15 protein-coding genes and 1 tRNA gene are annotated in these 18,739 nt (G+C 43.3%); 7 read left to right on the forward strand and 9 right to left on the reverse strand.

The genetic code is table 11. The features are described 5' to 3' along the window. Positions 1-400: 400 nt before the first annotated feature. The 5 genes from TY87_RS17850 to TY87_RS17870 all read right to left on the reverse strand — a co-directional run bounded on the left by TY87_RS17850 (position 401) and on the right by TY87_RS17870 (position 5,570). Positions 401-661: a hypothetical protein gene (locus tag TY87_RS17850; RefSeq protein ID WP_012069448.1), complete on the reverse strand. Its 261-nt coding sequence runs from the start codon at positions 659-661 to the stop codon at positions 401-403. 246 nt (positions 662-907) lie between these two features. Next, a complete protein-coding gene (gene purU / locus TY87_RS17855) occupies positions 908-1,768 on the reverse strand; it encodes a formyltetrahydrofolate deformylase (RefSeq protein WP_100188119.1) in 861 nt (286 codons plus the stop codon). Positions 1,769-1,904: 136 nt separating this feature from the next. Beyond that, entirely contained in the window at positions 1,905-4,070 is a 2,166-nt protein-coding gene (rlmKL, locus tag TY87_RS17860) for a bifunctional 23S rRNA (guanine(2069)-N(7))-methyltransferase RlmK/23S rRNA (guanine(2445)-N(2))-methyltransferase RlmL (protein ID WP_100188120.1), read from the reverse strand. 124 nt (positions 4,071-4,194) lie between these two features. Continuing rightward, the gene (locus TY87_RS17865; protein WP_100188121.1) at positions 4,195-5,235 is read right to left on the reverse strand and encodes a quinone-dependent dihydroorotate dehydrogenase; all 1,041 of its coding nucleotides are present in this window, start codon (positions 5,233-5,235) and stop codon (positions 4,195-4,197) included. A gap of 107 nt (positions 5,236-5,342) precedes the next feature. Beyond that, entirely contained in the window at positions 5,343-5,570 is a 228-nt protein-coding gene (locus TY87_RS17870) for a DUF2835 domain-containing protein (RefSeq protein ID WP_100188122.1), read from the reverse strand. Positions 5,571-5,843: 273 nt separating this feature from the next. On the opposite strand from TY87_RS17870, the gene TY87_RS17875 reads away from it, so the two are divergent. The 7 genes from TY87_RS17875 to TY87_RS17905 are packed head-to-tail and all read left to right on the forward strand — an operon-like array spanning position 5,844 to position 13,818. Further along, on the forward strand, positions 5,844-6,812 hold the full coding sequence (locus TY87_RS17875) for an AAA family ATPase (protein WP_100188123.1): 969 nt from the start codon (positions 5,844-5,846) through the stop codon (positions 6,810-6,812). 33 nt (positions 6,813-6,845) lie between these two features. Then, complete coding sequence (locus tag TY87_RS17880) at positions 6,846-7,757, forward strand: DUF58 domain-containing protein (RefSeq protein ID WP_100188124.1); 912 nt, start codon at positions 6,846-6,848, stop codon at positions 7,755-7,757. After that, the gene (locus TY87_RS17885; RefSeq protein WP_100188125.1) at positions 7,757-8,254 is read left to right on the forward strand and encodes a DUF4381 domain-containing protein; all 498 of its coding nucleotides are present in this window, start codon (positions 7,757-7,759) and stop codon (positions 8,252-8,254) included. The genes TY87_RS17880 and TY87_RS17885 overlap by 1 nt, the downstream gene beginning before the upstream one ends. Beyond that, entirely contained in the window at positions 8,247-9,275 is a 1,029-nt protein-coding gene (locus TY87_RS17890) for a VWA domain-containing protein (protein WP_100188126.1), read from the forward strand. Before TY87_RS17885 ends, TY87_RS17890 begins: the two co-directional genes overlap by 8 nt. Continuing rightward, entirely contained in the window at positions 9,272-11,035 is a 1,764-nt protein-coding gene (locus tag TY87_RS17895) for a VWA domain-containing protein (protein WP_100188127.1), read from the forward strand. The genes TY87_RS17890 and TY87_RS17895 overlap by 4 nt, the downstream gene beginning before the upstream one ends. Further along, positions 11,029-12,864 (forward strand): BatD family protein, encoded by a 1,836-nt coding sequence (locus TY87_RS17900; RefSeq protein WP_100188128.1) that lies wholly within the window; start codon positions 11,029-11,031, stop codon positions 12,862-12,864. Before TY87_RS17895 ends, TY87_RS17900 begins: the two co-directional genes overlap by 7 nt. Before the next feature lie 27 nt (positions 12,865-12,891). Then, positions 12,892-13,818 carry a Dyp-type peroxidase gene (locus TY87_RS17905; RefSeq protein ID WP_100188129.1) on the forward strand — a complete coding sequence of 309 codons (927 nt, stop codon included), beginning with the start codon at positions 12,892-12,894 and terminating at the stop codon, positions 13,816-13,818. Positions 13,819-13,897: 79 nt separating this feature from the next. On the opposite strand, the gene TY87_RS17910 is transcribed toward TY87_RS17905, so the two are convergent. From TY87_RS17910 to lon, 4 genes are all read right to left on the reverse strand, one after another. Next, positions 13,898-15,721, reverse strand: a complete 1,824-nt coding sequence (locus tag TY87_RS17910) for a SurA N-terminal domain-containing protein (RefSeq protein WP_072838032.1) — start codon at positions 15,719-15,721, stop codon at positions 13,898-13,900. A 76-nt stretch (positions 15,722-15,797) separates the two neighbouring features. Further along, a tRNA-Asp gene (locus tag TY87_RS17915) sits at positions 15,798-15,874 on the reverse strand. Positions 15,875-15,881: 7 nt separating this feature from the next. Beyond that, positions 15,882-16,154 carry an HU family DNA-binding protein gene (locus TY87_RS17920; protein ID WP_012069435.1) on the reverse strand — a complete coding sequence of 91 codons (273 nt, stop codon included), beginning with the start codon at positions 16,152-16,154 and terminating at the stop codon, positions 15,882-15,884. 126 nt (positions 16,155-16,280) lie between these two features. Then, positions 16,281-18,674: an endopeptidase La gene (gene lon, locus TY87_RS17925; RefSeq protein ID WP_072838031.1), complete on the reverse strand. Its 2,394-nt coding sequence runs from the start codon at positions 18,672-18,674 to the stop codon at positions 16,281-16,283. Positions 18,675-18,739: the final 65 nt, after the last annotated feature.

The following is an 18,739-nucleotide window of genomic DNA, read 5'->3' on the forward strand; positions in this document are numbered from 1 at the left end:
CGGCGGATCACGGTCGTACCTCCCTCATCCGCCCTACGAAAACCAGCATTAGCAATGCTATCAGTTCGACGCCACGAAGTTGCGCGATCCTATGGGGTTTCAGGGTCATTGTTTGACGAGTTATCTCCCATCGAATAAATAATCTATGCCTTACGGTAAAAATCGTATTGCTAAACGCTGCCTTAAACAAAGTGAATGAGACGTTTGGGCGATAGCCCGATAAAGCGAATTTTTGGTTACTTTTTGGGCGCTTGCAAAAAGTTACCCGCTCAGCAGAGCGGAAAAAAGGTCGGGAATACAAAGCGTTTGAATGGAGGCCAGAGAAGAAAGGTTGGCGTATAAAAAAGGCCCCATTCACCTGAGAAGAAAAAATGGGGCCAAGGTAGATATAAATAGGTTGTCAATGACGAGTCTGTTTTGGCTCGTTCATTTCGCGCATGCGTTTGCGGTGTTCGACAAATTCGTCACTCAGCATGTAGTCGCCCTGCTCGGTGTGAGCCAGTGCGCCGCGGTTCACTAGTGCATCTAAGGTTTTTGGCAATACCTTCTGGCGTCGTTCGCCTTTGATAAAGTAAAATTGCTCACCCAATTGGATTAATTTAAAACCAGATTCTAGATACCCAACACATAAGTTTTGAGTTGGCGTTAACTTGAGTTTCATTGTTCACCTCACATTGCCTGCCGTCTCTTAAATTTAAATCAATTGATCATTTATCGTTCATGCTAACTATAGACTATAGACACTTTTTTCAAGAAGGGTAATTTTCTACCATTAAGATTACAAAAAGATAAAAAAAGAAACTTTTTCGCCCTGTCACGAGCTGAGCTCGTTGATCAACAGTCTCAGAAAACTAAAAAAAAGGGAAGGCATGAAGCCTTCCCTTTCACAAACCTTGCAGTAGTTGCTTTATTCAGCAAACACAACGGTTTTATTACCGTGTACTAAAACACGATCTTCCAAGTGGTAGCGTAGGCCACGTGACAGTACGAGTTTTTCGATGTCTTTGCCTAAGCGAACCATGTCTTCTGCCGCATGGCTGTGGCGAACACGAATCACGTCTTGTTCGATAATCGGGCCTGCGTCTAAATCGGCTGTGACGTAGTGACAGGTCGCACCAATCAGCTTCACACCACGAACAGCGGCCTGATGGTAAGGCTTAGCACCAATAAAAGACGGCAAGAAGCTGTGGTGAATGTTGATTACCTTGTGACGGTATTTCTCACACAAGTATTCAGGGAAGATCTGCATGTAACGCGCTAATACAATGGTATCGGCTTGTGTAGAATCGATACAGGCTTCGATCTCTTGGAAGGCTGGCATTTTGTTTTCTTTCGGCACTGGAATGCAGAAATATGGAATCTTGTACCATTCGACCATAGAACGTAGGTCTTCATGGTTCGCGATAACACCAACGATTTCACAGTTCAGTTCGCCTGTGTGCCAGCGATGCATGATGTCGTTTAGGCAATGAGATTCTTTGGTTGCCAATAAGACAACTTTAGGACGATCTTCACTGTCTTTCACATACCAACGCATGTTGAATTCTGCTGCTATTGGCGCGAATTCTTTGCGGAATGTTTCTACATCAATAGCCAAGCTCTCTGCATCAATATCGTGACGCATGAAGAACCATTTTTGCTCTAAATCTGTGTGATGACTCGCTTCGATAATCGAGCCTTGACGCTCGTTTAAAAACTGACTCACCGCCGCTACAATCCCCACTCTATCGGGACAACTAATCACAAGTCGAAATGTTTTCTTTCTCATAATAAAACTTACAAACCTTAAAAACTTTTAAAAATCGCAAAGGCTAAACAACGTGTTTAGCCTTAAAAACGTCGGCGAATTATACTGAATTCACTTACTTATTCTTAACTACTTATTCTTAACTACTTATGCTTAATTACTTGTTCTTAATAATGTAGCACTGGTGAATTTTGTCGTTACGATCAAAATCTGGGTCGAGCGTTTCGCGAGTTATGTTTTTCACATCGTATTCTTGCTCTAATGCTTCGTCCAACACAAAACGACGATAATTATTAGAGAAGATAAGCTCCCCGCCTCTCGCCAGTCTTGCCATTGCCAAACGTACAAGCTCACCATGATCACGCTGAATATCTAGGATGTCTGCCATTTTTTTCGAGTTCGAAAACGTCGGCGGATCCATGAAGATCAAATCAAACTTATCACGGCTTTGCTTTAGCCATTCGATACAGTCGGCACGCTCTACCTGATGGTGACGATCTGAAAATTCATTCAATTCGATATTACGACGCGCCCATTCGGTGTAAGTGTTCGACATATCGACACTCAACGAACTGCGCGCACCACCTTGTCCAGCATGAACCGACGCGGTCGCTGTGTAGCAGAACAAGTTTAAGAAGCGTACGCCATTGGCTTTGTCTTGAATTAGTTTACGTACTGGACGGTGATCAAGGAACAAGCCGGTATCCAAGTAATCTTTTAGATTAACGATGAATTCACAGCCGTATTCTTCTACAATCATTTCGTGTTTCGTCTGATCGAATTTTTCATATTGCTCTTTGCCAGTCTGTCTTTGGCGCTGTTTCAAGATCACATTGGATTCTGAAATATTCAACGCGGTCGGAATGGCAGACATTACTTCAAACAAACGCTGTTTGGCTTTTTCGGGATCAACACTTTTTGGTGCCTGATATTCTTGAACGTGCGCCCAATTGTCATAGACATCAATAGCAACAGAGTATTCTGGCATATCAGCATCATAAATGCGGTAACACTGGATCTTGTTTTTCTCGACCCATTTTTTCAATTTCTTAGCATTCTTTTGCAGACGGTTAGCAAACATTTGTGCGCCCGGCGTCATGACTGATTGCGCGACGACGTCTTCTTTTATGCTGCCAGCCAACAATGGGAACTGATAAGCGCGACACTCGATGCCACCGTTTATCACTCGTGTGCTTTTCTCTGGTCTAGCTGGAATTTGACGCGCCAGATGATCGTTACTGGTTAGCATCATAAACTGCCAGCCACGTACGTGAGTCACAACCCATTCGCCTAACTGACGATACAAGGCAATCAAGGCCATTTCATCACCGATACGCTCACCATAAGGTGGGTTGGTAATTAATAGCCCCGGAGCATCAGGGTTGATATCGAATTCGTGTTCTTGGAACGACGACATGGTCACATCAATAACGTCTGTTAGCCCAGCGCGCTTGATGTTTTCTCGCGCGGCAGCAATGGCTTTTTGCTCTCTATCCGTACCTTGAAAACGAATACCCAAGGTTGCAGGGTCTTTTTTACGGTTCTTAGCGAAATCCATTAACTGCTGCCACATACGGTGATCGTGCTGTTTCCAGCCTTTGAATCCCCAATATGGACGACGTAAACCCGGCGCGATATCCAAAGACATCATCGCGGCTTCAACCAGGAAAGTACCAGAACCACACATAGGATCGATTAATTGCGTCAAACCGCAATCCCTTCCCCAACCTGCGCGTAGCAAAAGACCGGCTGCTAAGTTTTCTTTCAGAGGCGCCATGCCGCCTTGTTGACGGTAACCACGGCGATGCATACTTTCGCCGGATAAATCGATACTCACTGTCACCACTTCACGTTTGATACGCAAAGCAATGCGGACTTCTGGCTGTTCTTTTTCAACGTTAGGACGTTCGCCAGATAAGGCCACAAAATAATCGGCAATCGCATCTTTCGCACGAACCGCACCAAACTGAGTGTTACGAATATGGTGGTTGGTACCGTGGCAATCAATTGCGATGGTGTTGCTTGCACTCATGTGGTCGGACCACTGAATCGCTTTTACGCCATCGTATAAGTCGTCGGCAGATTCCATTTTGAAATTGGCAATCGGCAACATAACGCGAGTTGCAACGCGAGACCAAAGGCAAGCTTTGTACATACCTTCTAAGTCTGTTGTCAGCTTAACCTGCGCTTCACCCAATCGAGTTTGCGTCAGGCCTTCGCCATGCAGCTCTTTTTCTAAGACATTCTCTAACCCAAGAGGACAGGTTATTTCTAATGCGTAAACCTGACTTGCTGAATCAGTTGTCTGTAATATCGTGCTCATTTATAAAATACTTTTTTAAATTTCAATGAATGTTTCGAAACGCATAAAGAGGGCAGGATTGTGTCCCGCCCTCTTTTTCAAACAAGGTACAAAAATACGCTGCACCTTGTTTTCAATTCGATCTTTAGATACCGAGATCAAGCTCTCGGTAATAAGCATCAGTGCTTGCTATAGCTTCCTTAATTAACTCTGGGCCGTGATAAATAAAGCCCGAATATATCTGAACTAAACGCGCACCAGCTTGCAGTTTTTCTACCGCATCGGCGCCACTTGAAATACCGCCAACACCAATAATAGGCAAGGTGTCTTTCAAATGTTCAGCCAATACTTTAACTACATGAGTAGACGCATCACGAACAGGCATGCCGCTCAATCCGCCCGCTTCTTTTTCAAACTTATGGCCCAAAACCGCATCGCGAGACAAGGTAGTATTGGTGGCAATAATACCATCAACACCCTGCTCAGCTAGAGTATCAGCAACCATTTTAATTTCGTCATCAGTCATATCTGGGGCGATTTTTACCGCTAATGGCACACGCTTACCCTGTTCTGCTTCATAACGGTCACGTGCCGCAACCAATGGCGCAATTAACTGAGCCAAGCTTTCGCCAAACTGCAAACTGCGAAGTCCCGGTGTGTTTGGCGAGCTGATGTTTGCTGTAATGTAATCTGCGTAAGGAATAACGCTTTCTAAACACGCCAAATAATCTGCTGCCGCGTCTTCTACTGATGTGGTTAGGTTTTTGCCAATATTGACACCCAACACACCAGGATAGCGGTGAGATTTAATCCGTGAAACCAAATGATCTACGCCTTTGTTATTAAAGCCCATACGGTTGATAATGGCTTCATGCTCTGGCAAACGGAACAAACGTGGCTTAGGATTCCCTGCCTGCCCTTTCGGTGTGACAGTTCCTACTTCAACAAAACCAAAACCTAATGCGCCCAAGGCTTCAAACGCATCGGCATTTTTATCTAAGCCCGCCGCCAAACCTACCGCGTTGGGAAAACGTAATCCCATCACATCAATAGGTTTAGTCGATGGCAATTCACCTAGAAATTTATTCAAACCCAATCGACTGCTTGCTGCAAGAAGATCCAATGACAATTCATGAGACACTTCTGGGTCCAATTTAAAAAGTAACGAGCGAGCAAGTTGGTACATTGTTAGGGCTCCTAGGCGGTTAAAATCAGATAAATGCCTTATCTGGTCGGTGCTGTCTAATTTATTTAATCTTCTAATTCGTGCTATCTAACTTTAGGCTATCTAATTTAAAACTCTTTAACTTTAGTAACGGCAATCAGTTTATTCATGTCATCAAATTCTACTTCAAAAAAACCGTAAATCCCTTGATGAGTAACAAAACGCTGAAAAGCCGACAAAGGCAACTGAACTTTACGCCCATCTAGACTGCTCGCGACTAGGTTTTTCGCCGCACCAGCATACATAGCTTCATATTTAAACGCAGGCAAAGCCACATTTAATACAATTTTCGCCATTTTTTCGTCCTGTACTTACGTTACCCTTACAGAGATCACCCTGTGCGTAAAGATTTGAATCCGATAAGATGAAGGCTATTATATGGAGACCTTTGCACGAAGTCACGAGCGAAGCCAAGACGAGGCAAAAACAGACGCCAAAGCCGAGCTTATAGGTTATAAATGAGCGCTTTAAGCCTGTTTTAACAAAGTATTGGTGAGCACAGTCGTTTTGCAAGGGTTTCATCTTGCGTTGACACTTTTATTGACAAAAGTATAAGGAACCTAGGTTCGATGGTAACTGTAATTGAGCAATTAAAAGATCACCTAAATCACGCCGTTGTTGGCCAACCAGATTTAACCCATGAATTACTTGTCGCTTTAATCGCTAATGGCCATGTGCTTCTAGAAGGGCCACCGGGCATAGCAAAAACTACTGCTGCAAAAGCTCTTGCTAGCGCCATCGATAGCCGCTTCCAACGCATTCAATTTACGCCAGACTTGTTACCCGGCGATGTGACTGGTTCCGATATTTATCAGCAAGAAACGGGCAAGTTCAGCTTTATCCCCGGCCCTATTATGAACGACATAGTGCTAGCTGACGAGATCAACCGCGCGCCAGCCAAAGTACAATCTGCACTGCTTGAAGCCATGGGCGAGAGACAAGTCACCGTTGGCAATCATAGCTATCCACTGTCTGCACTGTTTTTCGTTATTGCCACGCAAAACCCAATCGAGCAAGAAGGCACTTATCCTTTGCCTGAAGCGCAGCTTGATCGTTTTATGATGAAGATAAACCTCGGTTACCCAAGCGCTGCTAGCGAATTGGATGTACTGAGATTAGTGCGTCAGCAAGATTTGCACAAAACCTCTGCAAGCAAGCCACAGCCAATTTGCAAACCCCATGAAATTCTTGAACTTCAGCATAAAGCCTTATCTTTGTATATGTCTGAAAGTGTCGAGCAATACATAGTGCAGCTCGTCATGGCAACCCGCCAACCAGAACTTTATTTAGGCGATGCAGGTAAAGGAACTAATCTGATTGAATTTGGCGCCAGTCCTCGTGGCACCTTGGCTCTTGATCGTTGCGCTCGTGCCAATGCACTGATAAACGGTAGAGACTTTGTCACACCAGACGATGTTCGCCAGATTGCCTTACCTGTGTTGCGCCATCGCATCATTACGACGTTTGAAGCACAAGCCGCCGGATTATCTGTTGACGATCTATTGAAGCGATTGATTAGTCACGTTCCTGCACTGTAACTCAGGGAATCGCAGAAAAAGGCAATTAGTACGATGAGTCCATTATTATCACCCGAATCTCCTGAGCTGGATGACGCCCATTTCGCTCTATTGGCAAGTTATGCAAAGCATTTAGGACGAGCGCCCAAAGCCATTCGTTTTGCGACCAACTCAGGAGAGCGTCGCTCACGACAAAAAGGTCATGGCATGGAAATGCTCGAACTTCGCGCTTATCAAGCCAGCGATGATTTGCGCCATATCGATTGGCGAGTGACGGCTCGAACAGGCCAAGCTCATACTCGACTTTATGCGCAAGAAAACGATCATCAACGACTGTTATTGCTTGATCTTTCTAGCCGCGCTTATTTTGGAACTCGTCATACCTTTATTGCCACGCGCTTTATTCAGCTTGCAGGCATTATTGCGTGGCGCTCCAAACAGCAAGGCGACACTCTGTCTTATCGAATCACCTACGGCAACCAAGAACATGCCAGCAATAAATCTGGCACTCTGCCTACGCTTTTGAACTATTTAAAAGACGCGTCTAAGATAGAAAACCGAGCCAATGGCAGTAATGCGACCAGTATTTGGTCGAACACCTTGCTTACCAATAAAGCTCACAATAAAGATGTAATAATACTGACAGACAAACAAAGCTGGAATGATGACGAAGAAAGCGCATTAATGAAGCTGGCCGAGCACAATTCTGTTCACTGGATACAAATCATCGATAGCAATGTCTTTAATCTACCTGCTGGCCAATATCAGATGGCCGACAATAATGGCATTAAACCCGTTACCATCAGCAAAAACAGCATGCAACAAGCGAAAGCCGATTTTCTCTCACAAAATACGTTGATGCGTAAAAAGCTGGCTTCTTTTGGTATTCGCCACCAAATATTTGATATCACCGAATCACCTGAAAAAATCGCTCGTTATTTACTTTCACAAGGAGCGTTACACTAATGCCTGCTGCACAAGCACCTCTACAACCAGCAACACAAGCAATAGACTTACCGCACAAAGCTTACCTGCTGCCCCAATCTGTTCCTATGTGGCCGCCAGTTTGGTGGACCTGGCTTATTGTTGCAGCTGTTATTCTATTAATTATAGGCTTGCTCGTCTTATGGTATCGACGCCACAAAAAGCGCACATACCGACGGGAAGCTTTGTCTGCCGTCACCAATACATCGAGCGAACTTAGCGATAAAGACTGCATTTTACTTTGCCACGAAATGGTTCGACGCTGCCTTATTAGTGAAGGCAAAACAGAAACCGCCGCTTTGCCCAGCAAGACCTTGTTTGAAACGTTAGACAAATCCATGCCAGCAAAACGACAATTTTCTTTTCTTGGCAGCGAGTTTATCGATGGTCCTTATAGAAGCCAGATTGAGCTAGCCACAGAACAACGCAGCACTATGATAAAAAACACTTGTTATTGGATAAGGAAACACCATGCTTGAATTGTCTTGGCCTTGGTTCCTTCTTCTTTTACCTTTGCCCTTTATTATGTATTTTCTGCCAAAAGCCAAGCCCAAAGGCGACGGTATTTGGTGGGGTAATACGGAACAGTTAGTCAATCACCAAGATGGCAAAGCGATACCTAAACGCCCAACTTTGCGTTACGCCTGCCTATTGGTTTCTTGGATTCTGCTGATCTTTGCGATGACCCAACCGGTTTGGTTAGGCGAACCGACAAAAGTCACTCCGTCAGGTCGAGACTTGCTCATTGCTCTCGATTTATCTGGCAGTATGCAAGTTACCGACATGGCGCTCAACGGCCAACCTGCAAACCGATTAGAAGCCGCAAAATCTGTTTTGTCTGACTTTATTCAAGAACGCCGCGGTGATCGTATTGGTATTATCGTTTTTGGCTCAAAAGCCTATCTTCAAGCACCGCTAAGCTTTGATACCAAGACGATTAATCAGCTCGTGCAAGAAGCTCAAATTGGTTTTGCTGGTGAACAGACGGCCATTGGCGATGCCATCGGACTGGGAATAAAAAGACTCGAAGACAAACCCTCCGATAAAAAAGTGCTTATTCTAATGACGGATGGCGCGAATACCGCAGGTCGAGTACAACCACAACAAGCCGCCGCCTTTGCCGCCTCACAAAACGTAAAAATCCACACCATAGGCATTGGCGCAGACCGCATGATTGTACAAAGCTTCTTTGGCCCTAAAGCCATCAATCCTTCAAGCGATCTAGACGAAACGCTATTAAAAAACATTGCCGCACAAACAGGTGGTGAATACTTCCGCGCCAAAAGCACCGAAGATCTACAAGCTATTTATCAAACACTTGATGCGTTAGAACCAACTCCTGCCGAAGATATTTGGCAACGACCACTGACCAGTTTGTTCCATTGGCTAGGTCTTGGCTCGATTATTTTTCTAGGTTTGGCACTACTCGCCAGCAAGCAACTTACATTGAATAGTAACTTTTTTCATAAAAGAATCTCGCGCAAAGGAGGTCAAGCATGATGCTTTTTGACTTGATTCATTTTGAACGCCCCTATTGGCTTATTTTGTTACCGATAACCTTACTACTGGCGTATTTCATCACAGGAAAAAGTTCGAATAAAAGCACGCTAGATAAAGTGGTTGATCAGCGTTTGATGCAGCATTTGGTTTATCAAAATACATCCAGCAATGTGAATAAATGGTTCGGTTTAGCAGCAATATCGTTATGTTGGATTGGCTTAGCTGGCATCAGCTGGACGAAAGCACCAACCACCATGTTTGAAAACACCCAGAAAACAGTGTTGGTTGTCGATCAATCATTGTCATTGTACGCAACCGATATTAAACCCAATAGACAAACTCAGTTAAAGCAAACTATTCGAGATATCTTGGCTCAAAGTAAAGAAGGAGATATTGCACTGGTCGCATTTGCTGGTGAAGGCTTTGTTATCAGCCCTTTTAGCCAAGACAGAGAAACCATCACCCATTTTTTGCTCGCATTAGATCCGATCATCATGCCGACGTATGGCAGCAACCTGACCAGTGGTATTGAAACCGCATTATCTCTTAGCAAAGATGACGCCACGCCACTGCATCTTATTGTGTTAACCGACGACCTTAGCGAACAGGATAAGACGGCAATCCCTACGTTATTTAAAGGCAAAAACATACAGTTAGATTTAGTGGCTGTTGGCACAACCAATACATCACCAATCAAACTACCTGACGGCCAAATTCTGAAAAAGAATGGCAGGAATGTCTCGTCGATCACACCGATCAAAGACTTAAAAGCCCTCACAACATCGCTTGACGGGACATTTCACCAAGGACGCTTAAGCTCTCAAGAGCTCGCGCAGATCACCAATACCGCATTGGATAATCAGCAAACCCAAAAAGCACAAAATAAAAGCATACACTGGATAGAACAAGGCCAATGGCTTGCTTTACCCTTTCTATTTTGGCTGGCATTTCAGTTTCGCAAAGGCATGCTTTTTATGCTGCTGGTTAGTGTCATTTATTTGCCTTCAGAGAAGCTACAAGCTTCACCTCTTGATTGGTTTTTGACGCCAGATCAAAAAGGTCAACAAGCTGTGGATCAGGGCAATTGGCAAGCTGCTGATCAATACTTTCAGCAACCAGAGTGGAAAGCAGCCTCATCGTACGCTTTAGAAAATTATCCTGAAACAATTCAGCAGCTAGAAAACCTAAATAGAAATTCGGCAGAAAATTATAATTTGGGTAATGCGTTGGCATTATCAGGCGATACTGAACAGGCTATTCGAGCCTATGAAAAAGCATTGGAACAGGACCCTTCACTAAAAGCCGCCAAAGACAATCTCGATTACTTAAAAAAACAGCAACAAGAACAACAAAAGAAAGACCAACAGAAAAAAGAACAGGAAAAACCTAAACAACAAGACAAAGAGAAGAATCAAAACAAACAACCCAACCAGTCTGATGCAGATAATAAAAGCGATCCTGAGGATAAAAACGACTCAAAAGATCAGTCTGACTCAAAAAAAGATAATAAAAAGAACGAAAAACAAGACAAAAACAAAACACCTGAGGATAATAAGCAAGATGAAAACTCAGACGAACAAAAACAGAAAAAGCCTGAAAACACACAGTTAGACAAAGAAAAAACACAAGCGCTGAACCAGTGGCTAAGACAAATCCAAGACGACCCAGGATTACTACTGCAACGCAAGCTCTGGTATTTACACCAAGAAAAGCGCAATGAAAATCGATTTTCGCAAGAGGATGGGCAAAACCCATGGTAATAAAGCAATACTTCCTTTCATTAATATCGCAAAACAAGCCAAGTCGCTTGTTTTTCTCACTAATGACGACCCTGCTTTTTATTACATTATCAAGCTCTATTCATGCCGCCAGCGTTACTGCAACTCTCAATAAAAACGTTTCAACCGAGAACGAAGTCGTCCAACTGACTTTACGTGCTGATTTTTCAGACACCGGGAACGGGCCAGATCTAACCCCCTTAGAACGCGATTTTGATATTTTAGGTAAAAGCCAAAATAGCCAATTTAGCTTCAACTTAGGCACCAGCACTGCTTTAAACTTCTGGGTTGTCACCTTGATGCCAAAATCTGTCGGCACGGTTGAAATTCCACCGATTAAAATAGGCGATCATGAATCCCAACCAATTAGACTGACCATAAAAAGCTCTCCACAGCTCTTGGACGGCAATGGTAATCCGCCTGTCATGCTAAAAACGGAAGTCTCTGAAATAGAGCCATACCTTCAGCAAGAAGTCATATTGAGCGTCAAACTTTATACGTCAGTTGCACTTCAGAATGCGAACCGATCAGTTCCTTCGCATCCTGATCTTGTCATTGAAAGACTTGCTGACGACCAGATGAATTATCAAACGGTTAATGGCACGCAGTATCAGGTGATTACGCGGGACTATTTAGCGTTTCCACAGCGTAGCGGTCTATTAACGATACCACCTCAAAGCATTCAAGCAATGATCAATACATCAACTGGCAGAAGAATGATTAAGGTTCAAAGCGAACCTCTCAACCTGCAAGTGACTCCTATCCCAGCCAGCTACACGGGTGATGCTTGGTTACCTAGCAGCAAGGTAACTGTATCGACCTCTCTTGATAAGTCGAATGATGCCCCAAGAGTGGGCGACACACTTATTTGGACCATTAACATCAGTGCTAAAGGTGCGCTGCCAGAACAGATTCCAACACTAGATTTTAACAGTACTCGCAAATACAAACTCTATCCAAAACCACCAAAGTTTGATAACCAAAAAACGGCCAACGGTGTGACTGGCAGCCAAAGCATCACGGTTGAAGTGGTGCCAACAGAACAAGGCCCCCTTACACTACCAGACATCAATATCACCTATTGGGACACTGAAACAAGAACAATCAGTACGGCCAGCGCCTCAACAAAAAGCATTGAAATAGCGCCATTACCAAGTACTTCAAGCAAGGCAAATGACGCCACAGCAAACAAACAAACAATCAGTGAACCATTACCAGCACAAACTCGCTCGGTTGCCCCAATATCTTTGGCCAAAAAAACCATAGAAAAAACCACGCAACCGACTCAGTCAACACCTGAAAATGGATTAGATCTAGAAGTACTACAAACTGAAGATGGCTTTTCACTGCGTCATTACCTAATTGCTGGATTACTTTTCTTGGCAGTGTCCATGCTAACTATATGGGCTATTATTTGGTTCAAGCGCAAAAAAACACAGCCAGATGACATTTACCAAGTCCCTACATTGCAAGAATTTGCACCACTCAGCACTTCTGACGAACAAAGTGCCTACAACGCGCTAATTGAATGCTGCCAGCAAAACAGCCTCCAATCTTTAAGACCAAAACTTTTAGAGTGGGCCCGCCATCGCTGGGGAGACAATGAAATTCGCAGTGTAGATGACATAAAACGCCTAACATCCGTTCAAGTGACTCAACTTCTAATGGAAGCGGAATTAATGCTGTACTCAAACAATCCAGCACATGAATGGCAAGGAGAACCTCTTGCCATTGCACTTGAAGAGTACACAAGCGGACACGCCAAACCTTCGCAGGCTAGTCAGCTAAAAACACTTTATCCAAACTTTTAATGAATGCTATTGCAAAAAAGGACCAACATGATGACACCATTTCAAACAGGCATTATTGCCGAAGCCTCAAGTGACGCCCTTTTTATTACATTCAATGTAAATAGATCAGAAATCAACACCCTTAAAAACGCCTTAGCAGCCGCTCCTGCGCTTATTGAAGAACTCCAAGCACAATTCCCAGCAGCAGAGCTACACGCTGCTATAGGCCTTAGCGATCTAATTTGGGATAAACTAGACACTACGCGCCCACAACTTCTTGCCACTTTCCCTCATATCACCGGCAAAGATATTGAATTCACACCAACAGATGTTGATCTTGTTCTTCATATACGCTCATCTCGCCATGATGCAACATACCAGTTAGCTAGCGTTCTTTTTAAAGCCTTTGGAAATAGCGTCACGTTAGTCGACGAAGTCAGTTGCTTTAAGTATTTAGATAATCGTGATTTGACTGGTTTTGTGGATGGCACTGAAAACCCAGCTGGCGAACAACGCAAGGCAGTGGCTCTAGTCGGCGATGAAGACCCAAGGTTTGAACATGGCTCATACTTCAATTTAATGCGTTTCGTTCATGACTTAGAAAAATGGGAAAAAGAAGATATAAAAACTCAAGAAGATATATTTGGACGAACTAAGCACACCAACCAAGAATACCCTTCAGCAGAAAAATCCGTTCACGCTCATACCAAGCGCACCTCACTAAAAGATGAAAATGGCAACTCGATGGAAATCTTGCGCCACAGCATGCCATTCGCCACTTTAACGGAAAAAGGTCTTATGTTTGCTAGCTACAGCAAGACGCCAGTGATTTTTAATCTCATGCTGGAAAGCATGGTGAAAGGTGACGAGAACGGCAACACAGACCACCTAATGAAGTACACTCGCGCCACAACAGGACAAGCATTCTTTATACCTTCAAACCAATGGTTAATGTCTCTTTCTAACAGCAAGTAAAAAAATTCACCCATTAGAAATTTCAAGAAAATAAAAAAGCCACTCAAATTTGAGTGGCTTTTTTTGCAAAAACTGTTGTTTATCTTTCTATTTTTGCTTTATTTTTTAGGTAGTCTTGCTGACCTTGAGTGCTAAGAGTCGCTTGAGTCTGATTCAAGTAACGCTCATAAGCTAGCTTCTGATCATCAGGAACCGTCGCATTACCAGCATCAACCTTATTTAAGCGAATCAAAGCCAAATCACCATTAGATAAACCTTTCACTTCAATAACAGGCTTGCCATCTGGATGAGGCAAAGAGAAAGCCAATGATGTCATTTCATCTTGACCACGCTTAGCATCTTTTACAGAAGTCCACTTGGTATTGCTTGCACTCTTCGCTTTTTCTGCTTTAGCGCGCAGTGACTCTACCGCTTTGTTTTGCACCACGATAGAAGCAACCTGCTCTTTCGTTTCTTCATAAGACTGGAAAGCTTCTGGCTTGTGATCATTTAAATGCAGCACAACCACCTGATCATCGCTCAGCTCAACCAAGTTGCTGTTCTGACCATCTTCTAAAACAGGCGCGCCAAACGCAGCAGCAATAACTGCAGGATTACTAGTGACCTCATCAGAGCCGCCATCACGACCAAAATACGCACTTTGAAGTACATCAACACCGTATTCTTTTGCAATAGCGTCTAACTTATCACTCGCATAAGCCAAATCAGTAATATCTTCATGAGCCGTCAGCAAAGCATCTCTTGCTTTGTCTTCACGTAACTTTTGCTGCAACTCTTCTTTTTTGGAAGCAAAGCTTGGTACATCAGGTTTTGAAATATCATCCAGTTTGATTAGATGGTATCCATACTGACCTTTAACCGATTTAACTTCGCCTTTTTTCATAGAGAAAAGCGTATCGTCAAAAGCAGAACCCATAATGCCTTTTTCGACATAACCCAAATTACCGCCATCTTTATTCGAACCAATATCATCTGAATATTTAGCAGCCAAATCAGCAAACTTAGCACCTGCTTTAAGTTTAGCCTCTACTTCTTCAAGACGTTTTTTAGCTTCGTCATCGCTACGATCAGATGTTTCAATAAGGATATGTGACGCGGATCTTTCTTCTTGCGCCAAAACAGAAATAGAAGCCTGATAAGCATCTTGCAACTCAGCATCTGTAATTTTTACTTTACCGTAAAAATCAGAGCTCGAAATCACAACATAATTTACCTTAACTTGCTCTGGCGTTTTGAAGTTTTCTTTATTTGCTTCGTAATACGCTTTTAGCTCATCGTCTGACACACTAGTATTTTCTGACTCATCAGCCAAAGAAAAAGACACATAATCGTATGTTCTTTCTTGAGACTGTAGTTTAGAAACACTGTCTACTTGATAAGGCAAAACAAACTCTGAGCCAGCAATAGCATTACGAGGCTGCTGGATCAAAACATCTTGTTTAATACGCTCTTTAAAGGCCAACGGAGTGAAACCAAGAGAACGAATAAAGTTAAGATATTTATTTTGATCAAATTGACCATTCGTTTGGAACTGTTCAGCTTGCAGCAAATAAGTATTTACTTGAGCATCTGAAACCCCCAAACCCAAGCCTTTTGCCTGATTAGCTAATACAACACGCTGAACCAACTCATCTAAAGCACGACGCTGCAATAAGTTATCTTCCAGTAATGCAGGATTAACTTGCCCACCCATCATTGAAATTAATTGACGGCGTTGAGTTTCAGCACCTTGCAGCATTTGCGTACGGGTAATATCTACACCATCCACTTCTGCTACGGTATCTGACGAATTAAAGCTAGTAACCAAGGCGTCTACGCCAAATAGAGCAAAAGTCACAACGATAAAACCAACTATGATCTTTACCACAATGCCTTGTGACTTATCTCTGATATCCTGGAGCATTACTGCCTCCAAATGAGTTAATTAAATGACAAATAAAAAAGGTGTATTCCGCTTGGAATACACCTTTTGTGTCTAATGGCGGAACAGACGGGACTCGAACCCGCGACCCCCTGCGTGACAGGCAGGTATTCTAACCAACTGAACTACTGCTCCAAAAACATTAGTTTACAGCGTCTTTAAGACCTTTACCGGCTTTAAAGCCAGGAACCTTCGCTGCTTTAATTTGGATTTCCTCACCAGTTTGAGGATTACGGCCTGTACGCGCCGCACGTTCTTTAACTGCAAAAGTACCAAAACCAACTAGTGTAACCTGGTCACCTTTTGCCAAAGCAGCTTCAATTGCTTTCAAAGTAGCATCAAGTGCATTGCTAGCAGAAGCTTTAGATAAATCAGCAGACGCTGCAATAGCATCAATCAATTCAGATTTGTTCACGTTGTACCCCTTCAGTATTTTCTTGGTTCCTTAGTGTTTTTTCGGCGCAGTATAAATGACTACCGACAAGGCCGAGCCAGCAGTTATACAAGCCCAGCCTATCCCCTGTCAACACAGGTTATGCCTTTAATGATGACTTACAGTTTCTTGTTCATCAACAGTTTTTTCACTTGAAGGCAATGTTTCTACCTTTTTTGGTGAAGGAATGTACTCCAAAGCAATATCAAGCACTTCATCAATCCATTTGACAGGGATGACTTCAATGTCTGCCTTGATATTATCAGGAATTTCCTTTAGATCACGAGCATTTTCTTGAGGAATAATCACAGTTTTTATTCCTCCCCTGTGAGCCGCCAGAAGCTTCTCTTTCAGCCCACCTATGGGTAACACTTCCCCACGCAGCGTAATCTCACCAGTCATGGCCACAGAGGCCTTTACAGGTATCTTAGTTAACACAGATACGATGGCTGTACACATAGCAACACCAGCACTTGGACCATCCTTAGGCGTGGCACCTTCTGGAACATGCAAATGAAGGTCTGTTTTTTCATGGAAATCTTCATCAATACCAAGACCAGTTGCTCGACTTCTAACCACTGTCAAAGCCGCTTGAATGGATTCCTGCATAACATCACCAAGTGAACCAGTCTTAACATGACGACCTTTACCCGGTACACCAGCCGCCTCAATGGTCAATAATTCACCACCTACAGACGTCCAAGCCAAACCTGTCACCTGACCGATTTGATTTTTTTCTTCCGCTTTTCCATAACTAAATTTATGCACACCGGAAAAATCTTCCAAATTAGCACTTATTACTTCAACCGCTTTTGATTCTTTATTACTACTTAACGCCTGTTTTTTGACAACACGACGGCAAATTTTACTTAGCTCGCGCTCTAAACCACGAACACCAGCCTCTTTAGTGTAGTAACGAATCACATCCATCAAGGCATCATCTGTCACCTTAATTTCACTTTCTTTAAGGCCTGACAACTTGATTTGCTTAGGTAGTAAATAGCGTTTTGCGATATTCAACTTCTCATCTTCGGTGTAACCCGGAATGCGAATAACTTCCATACGATCCAAAAGAGGACCAGGGATATTCATACTATTCGATGTACAAATAAACATGACATCAGAAAGGTCGAAGTCCACTTCAAGATAATGATCATTGAAAGTGTGGTTTTGCTCTGGATCAAGCACTTCTAGCAGCGCAGAGGCAGGGTCACCTCGCTGATCCATACCCATTTTGTCAATTTCATCCAACAAAAACAGCGGATTCTTAACTTTCACTTTCGCCAATTTTTGCAACAACTTACCTGGCATAGAACCGATATAAGTACGACGATGCCCTCGTATCTCAGCTTCGTCACGAACACCACCAAGCGCCATACGTACGTACTGACGATTAACCGCTTTCGCAATCGATTGACCCAGCGAGGTTTTACCTACACCTGGAGGCCCAACCAAACAAAGTACAGGACCTTTTACTTTTTTCACTCGCTGCTGCACAGCAAGAAATTCTAGAATGCGCTCTTTGACATCCTGAAGACCATAATGATCTTGGTTCAACACTTTTTCAGCGTAAGCTAAATCATTACGAACTTTACTGCGTTTTTTCCAAGGTAAAGATGTTAGCCAATCGATATAGCCTCGAACCACTGCAGCCTCAGCTGACATAGGTGACATCATGCGCAGCTTTTTCAACTCACCTTCGGCTTTTTCTTTTGCCTCATCGGACATTCCAACTTCAGCAATTTTTTCTTGCAGCTGATCTAATTCATTACTGCCATCTTCCATATCTCCAAGCTCTTTCTGAATGGCTTTCATTTGCTCATTCAAATAGTACTCGCGCTGACTTTTTTCCATTTGCTTTTTAACACGGCTGCGAATACTTTTTTCAAGATGAGCGATATCAAGCTCGCCATCCATCAAGCCAATCAAATATTCTCCACGACCCGTTAAAGAGTCTATTTCCAATACTTTTTGCTTATCTTCAAGCTTGAGGCTCATATGGCCCGTAATATTATCGATAAGCTTGGCAAGATCATCGATAGACTTTAAAGAAGCGACCACCTCCGCAGGAATACGTTTACTTCCCGCTACGTATTCGTCTAGCTGCTTAAGCAAAGCATTACGAATAACACCATGCTCTGTTTGATCCTCTTCTTGTAGATCAAGCTCAACAATGCGACCTAAGACAAAACCATCCGCCTCTTCTATTTTTTCGAGACGAGCACGCTTGCTACCTTCAACAAGAACCTTAACTGTTCCATCAGGTAGTCGCAGCAATTGCATTACTTTCGCTGTCGTACCAATAGAATAAAGATCCTCTAAAACTGGATCATCTTTAGAGGCATCCTGCTGAGCAACAAGAAATACATGTTTATCATTTTCCATCGCAGACTCTAATGCTGCTATGGATTTAGCGCGACCAACAAATAACGGCAACACCATATGGGGATACACGACCACATCACGAAGTGGCAACATTGGCAGTAGCAAAGAATCTGTCATATTTTTTTCCAATCCGGGCACATAAAGAAAAGCGCACTTTTATATTTCAACATTGATTAGGAAAG

The sequence above is a fragment of the Marinomonas sp. BSi20584 genome, from assembly GCF_002792415.1.
Lineage (GTDB): Bacteria > Pseudomonadota > Gammaproteobacteria > Pseudomonadales > Marinomonadaceae > Marinomonas > Marinomonas polaris.

Bases quoted from the DNA above. Each gene is read 5' to 3' on its own strand.
- TY87_RS17850 (WP_012069448.1), bottom strand. From the start codon at position 661: ATGAAACTCAAGTTAACGCCAACTCAAAACTTATGTGTTGGGTATCTA.
- purU (WP_100188119.1), bottom strand. From the start codon at position 1,768: ATGAGAAAGAAAACATTTCGACTTGTGATTAGTTGTCCCGATAGAGTG.
- rlmKL (WP_100188120.1), bottom strand. From the start codon at position 4,070: ATGAGCACGATATTACAGACAACTGATTCAGCAAGTCAGGTTTACGCA.
- TY87_RS17865 (WP_100188121.1), bottom strand. From the start codon at position 5,235: ATGTACCAACTTGCTCGCTCGTTACTTTTTAAATTGGACCCAGAAGTG.
- TY87_RS17870 (WP_100188122.1), bottom strand. From the start codon at position 5,570: ATGGCGAAAATTGTATTAAATGTGGCTTTGCCTGCGTTTAAATATGAA.
- TY87_RS17875 (WP_100188123.1), top strand. From the start codon at position 5,844: ATGGTAACTGTAATTGAGCAATTAAAAGATCACCTAAATCACGCCGTT.
- TY87_RS17880 (WP_100188124.1), top strand. From the start codon at position 6,846: ATGAGTCCATTATTATCACCCGAATCTCCTGAGCTGGATGACGCCCAT.
- TY87_RS17885 (WP_100188125.1), top strand. From the start codon at position 7,757: ATGCCTGCTGCACAAGCACCTCTACAACCAGCAACACAAGCAATAGAC.
- TY87_RS17890 (WP_100188126.1), top strand. From the start codon at position 8,247: ATGCTTGAATTGTCTTGGCCTTGGTTCCTTCTTCTTTTACCTTTGCCC.
- TY87_RS17895 (WP_100188127.1), top strand. From the start codon at position 9,272: ATGATGCTTTTTGACTTGATTCATTTTGAACGCCCCTATTGGCTTATT.
- TY87_RS17900 (WP_100188128.1), top strand. From the start codon at position 11,029: ATGGTAATAAAGCAATACTTCCTTTCATTAATATCGCAAAACAAGCCA.
- TY87_RS17905 (WP_100188129.1), top strand. From the start codon at position 12,892: ATGATGACACCATTTCAAACAGGCATTATTGCCGAAGCCTCAAGTGAC.
- TY87_RS17910 (WP_072838032.1), bottom strand. From the start codon at position 15,721: ATGCTCCAGGATATCAGAGATAAGTCACAAGGCATTGTGGTAAAGATC.
- lon (WP_072838031.1), bottom strand. From the start codon at position 18,674: ATGACAGATTCTTTGCTACTGCCAATGTTGCCACTTCGTGATGTGGTC.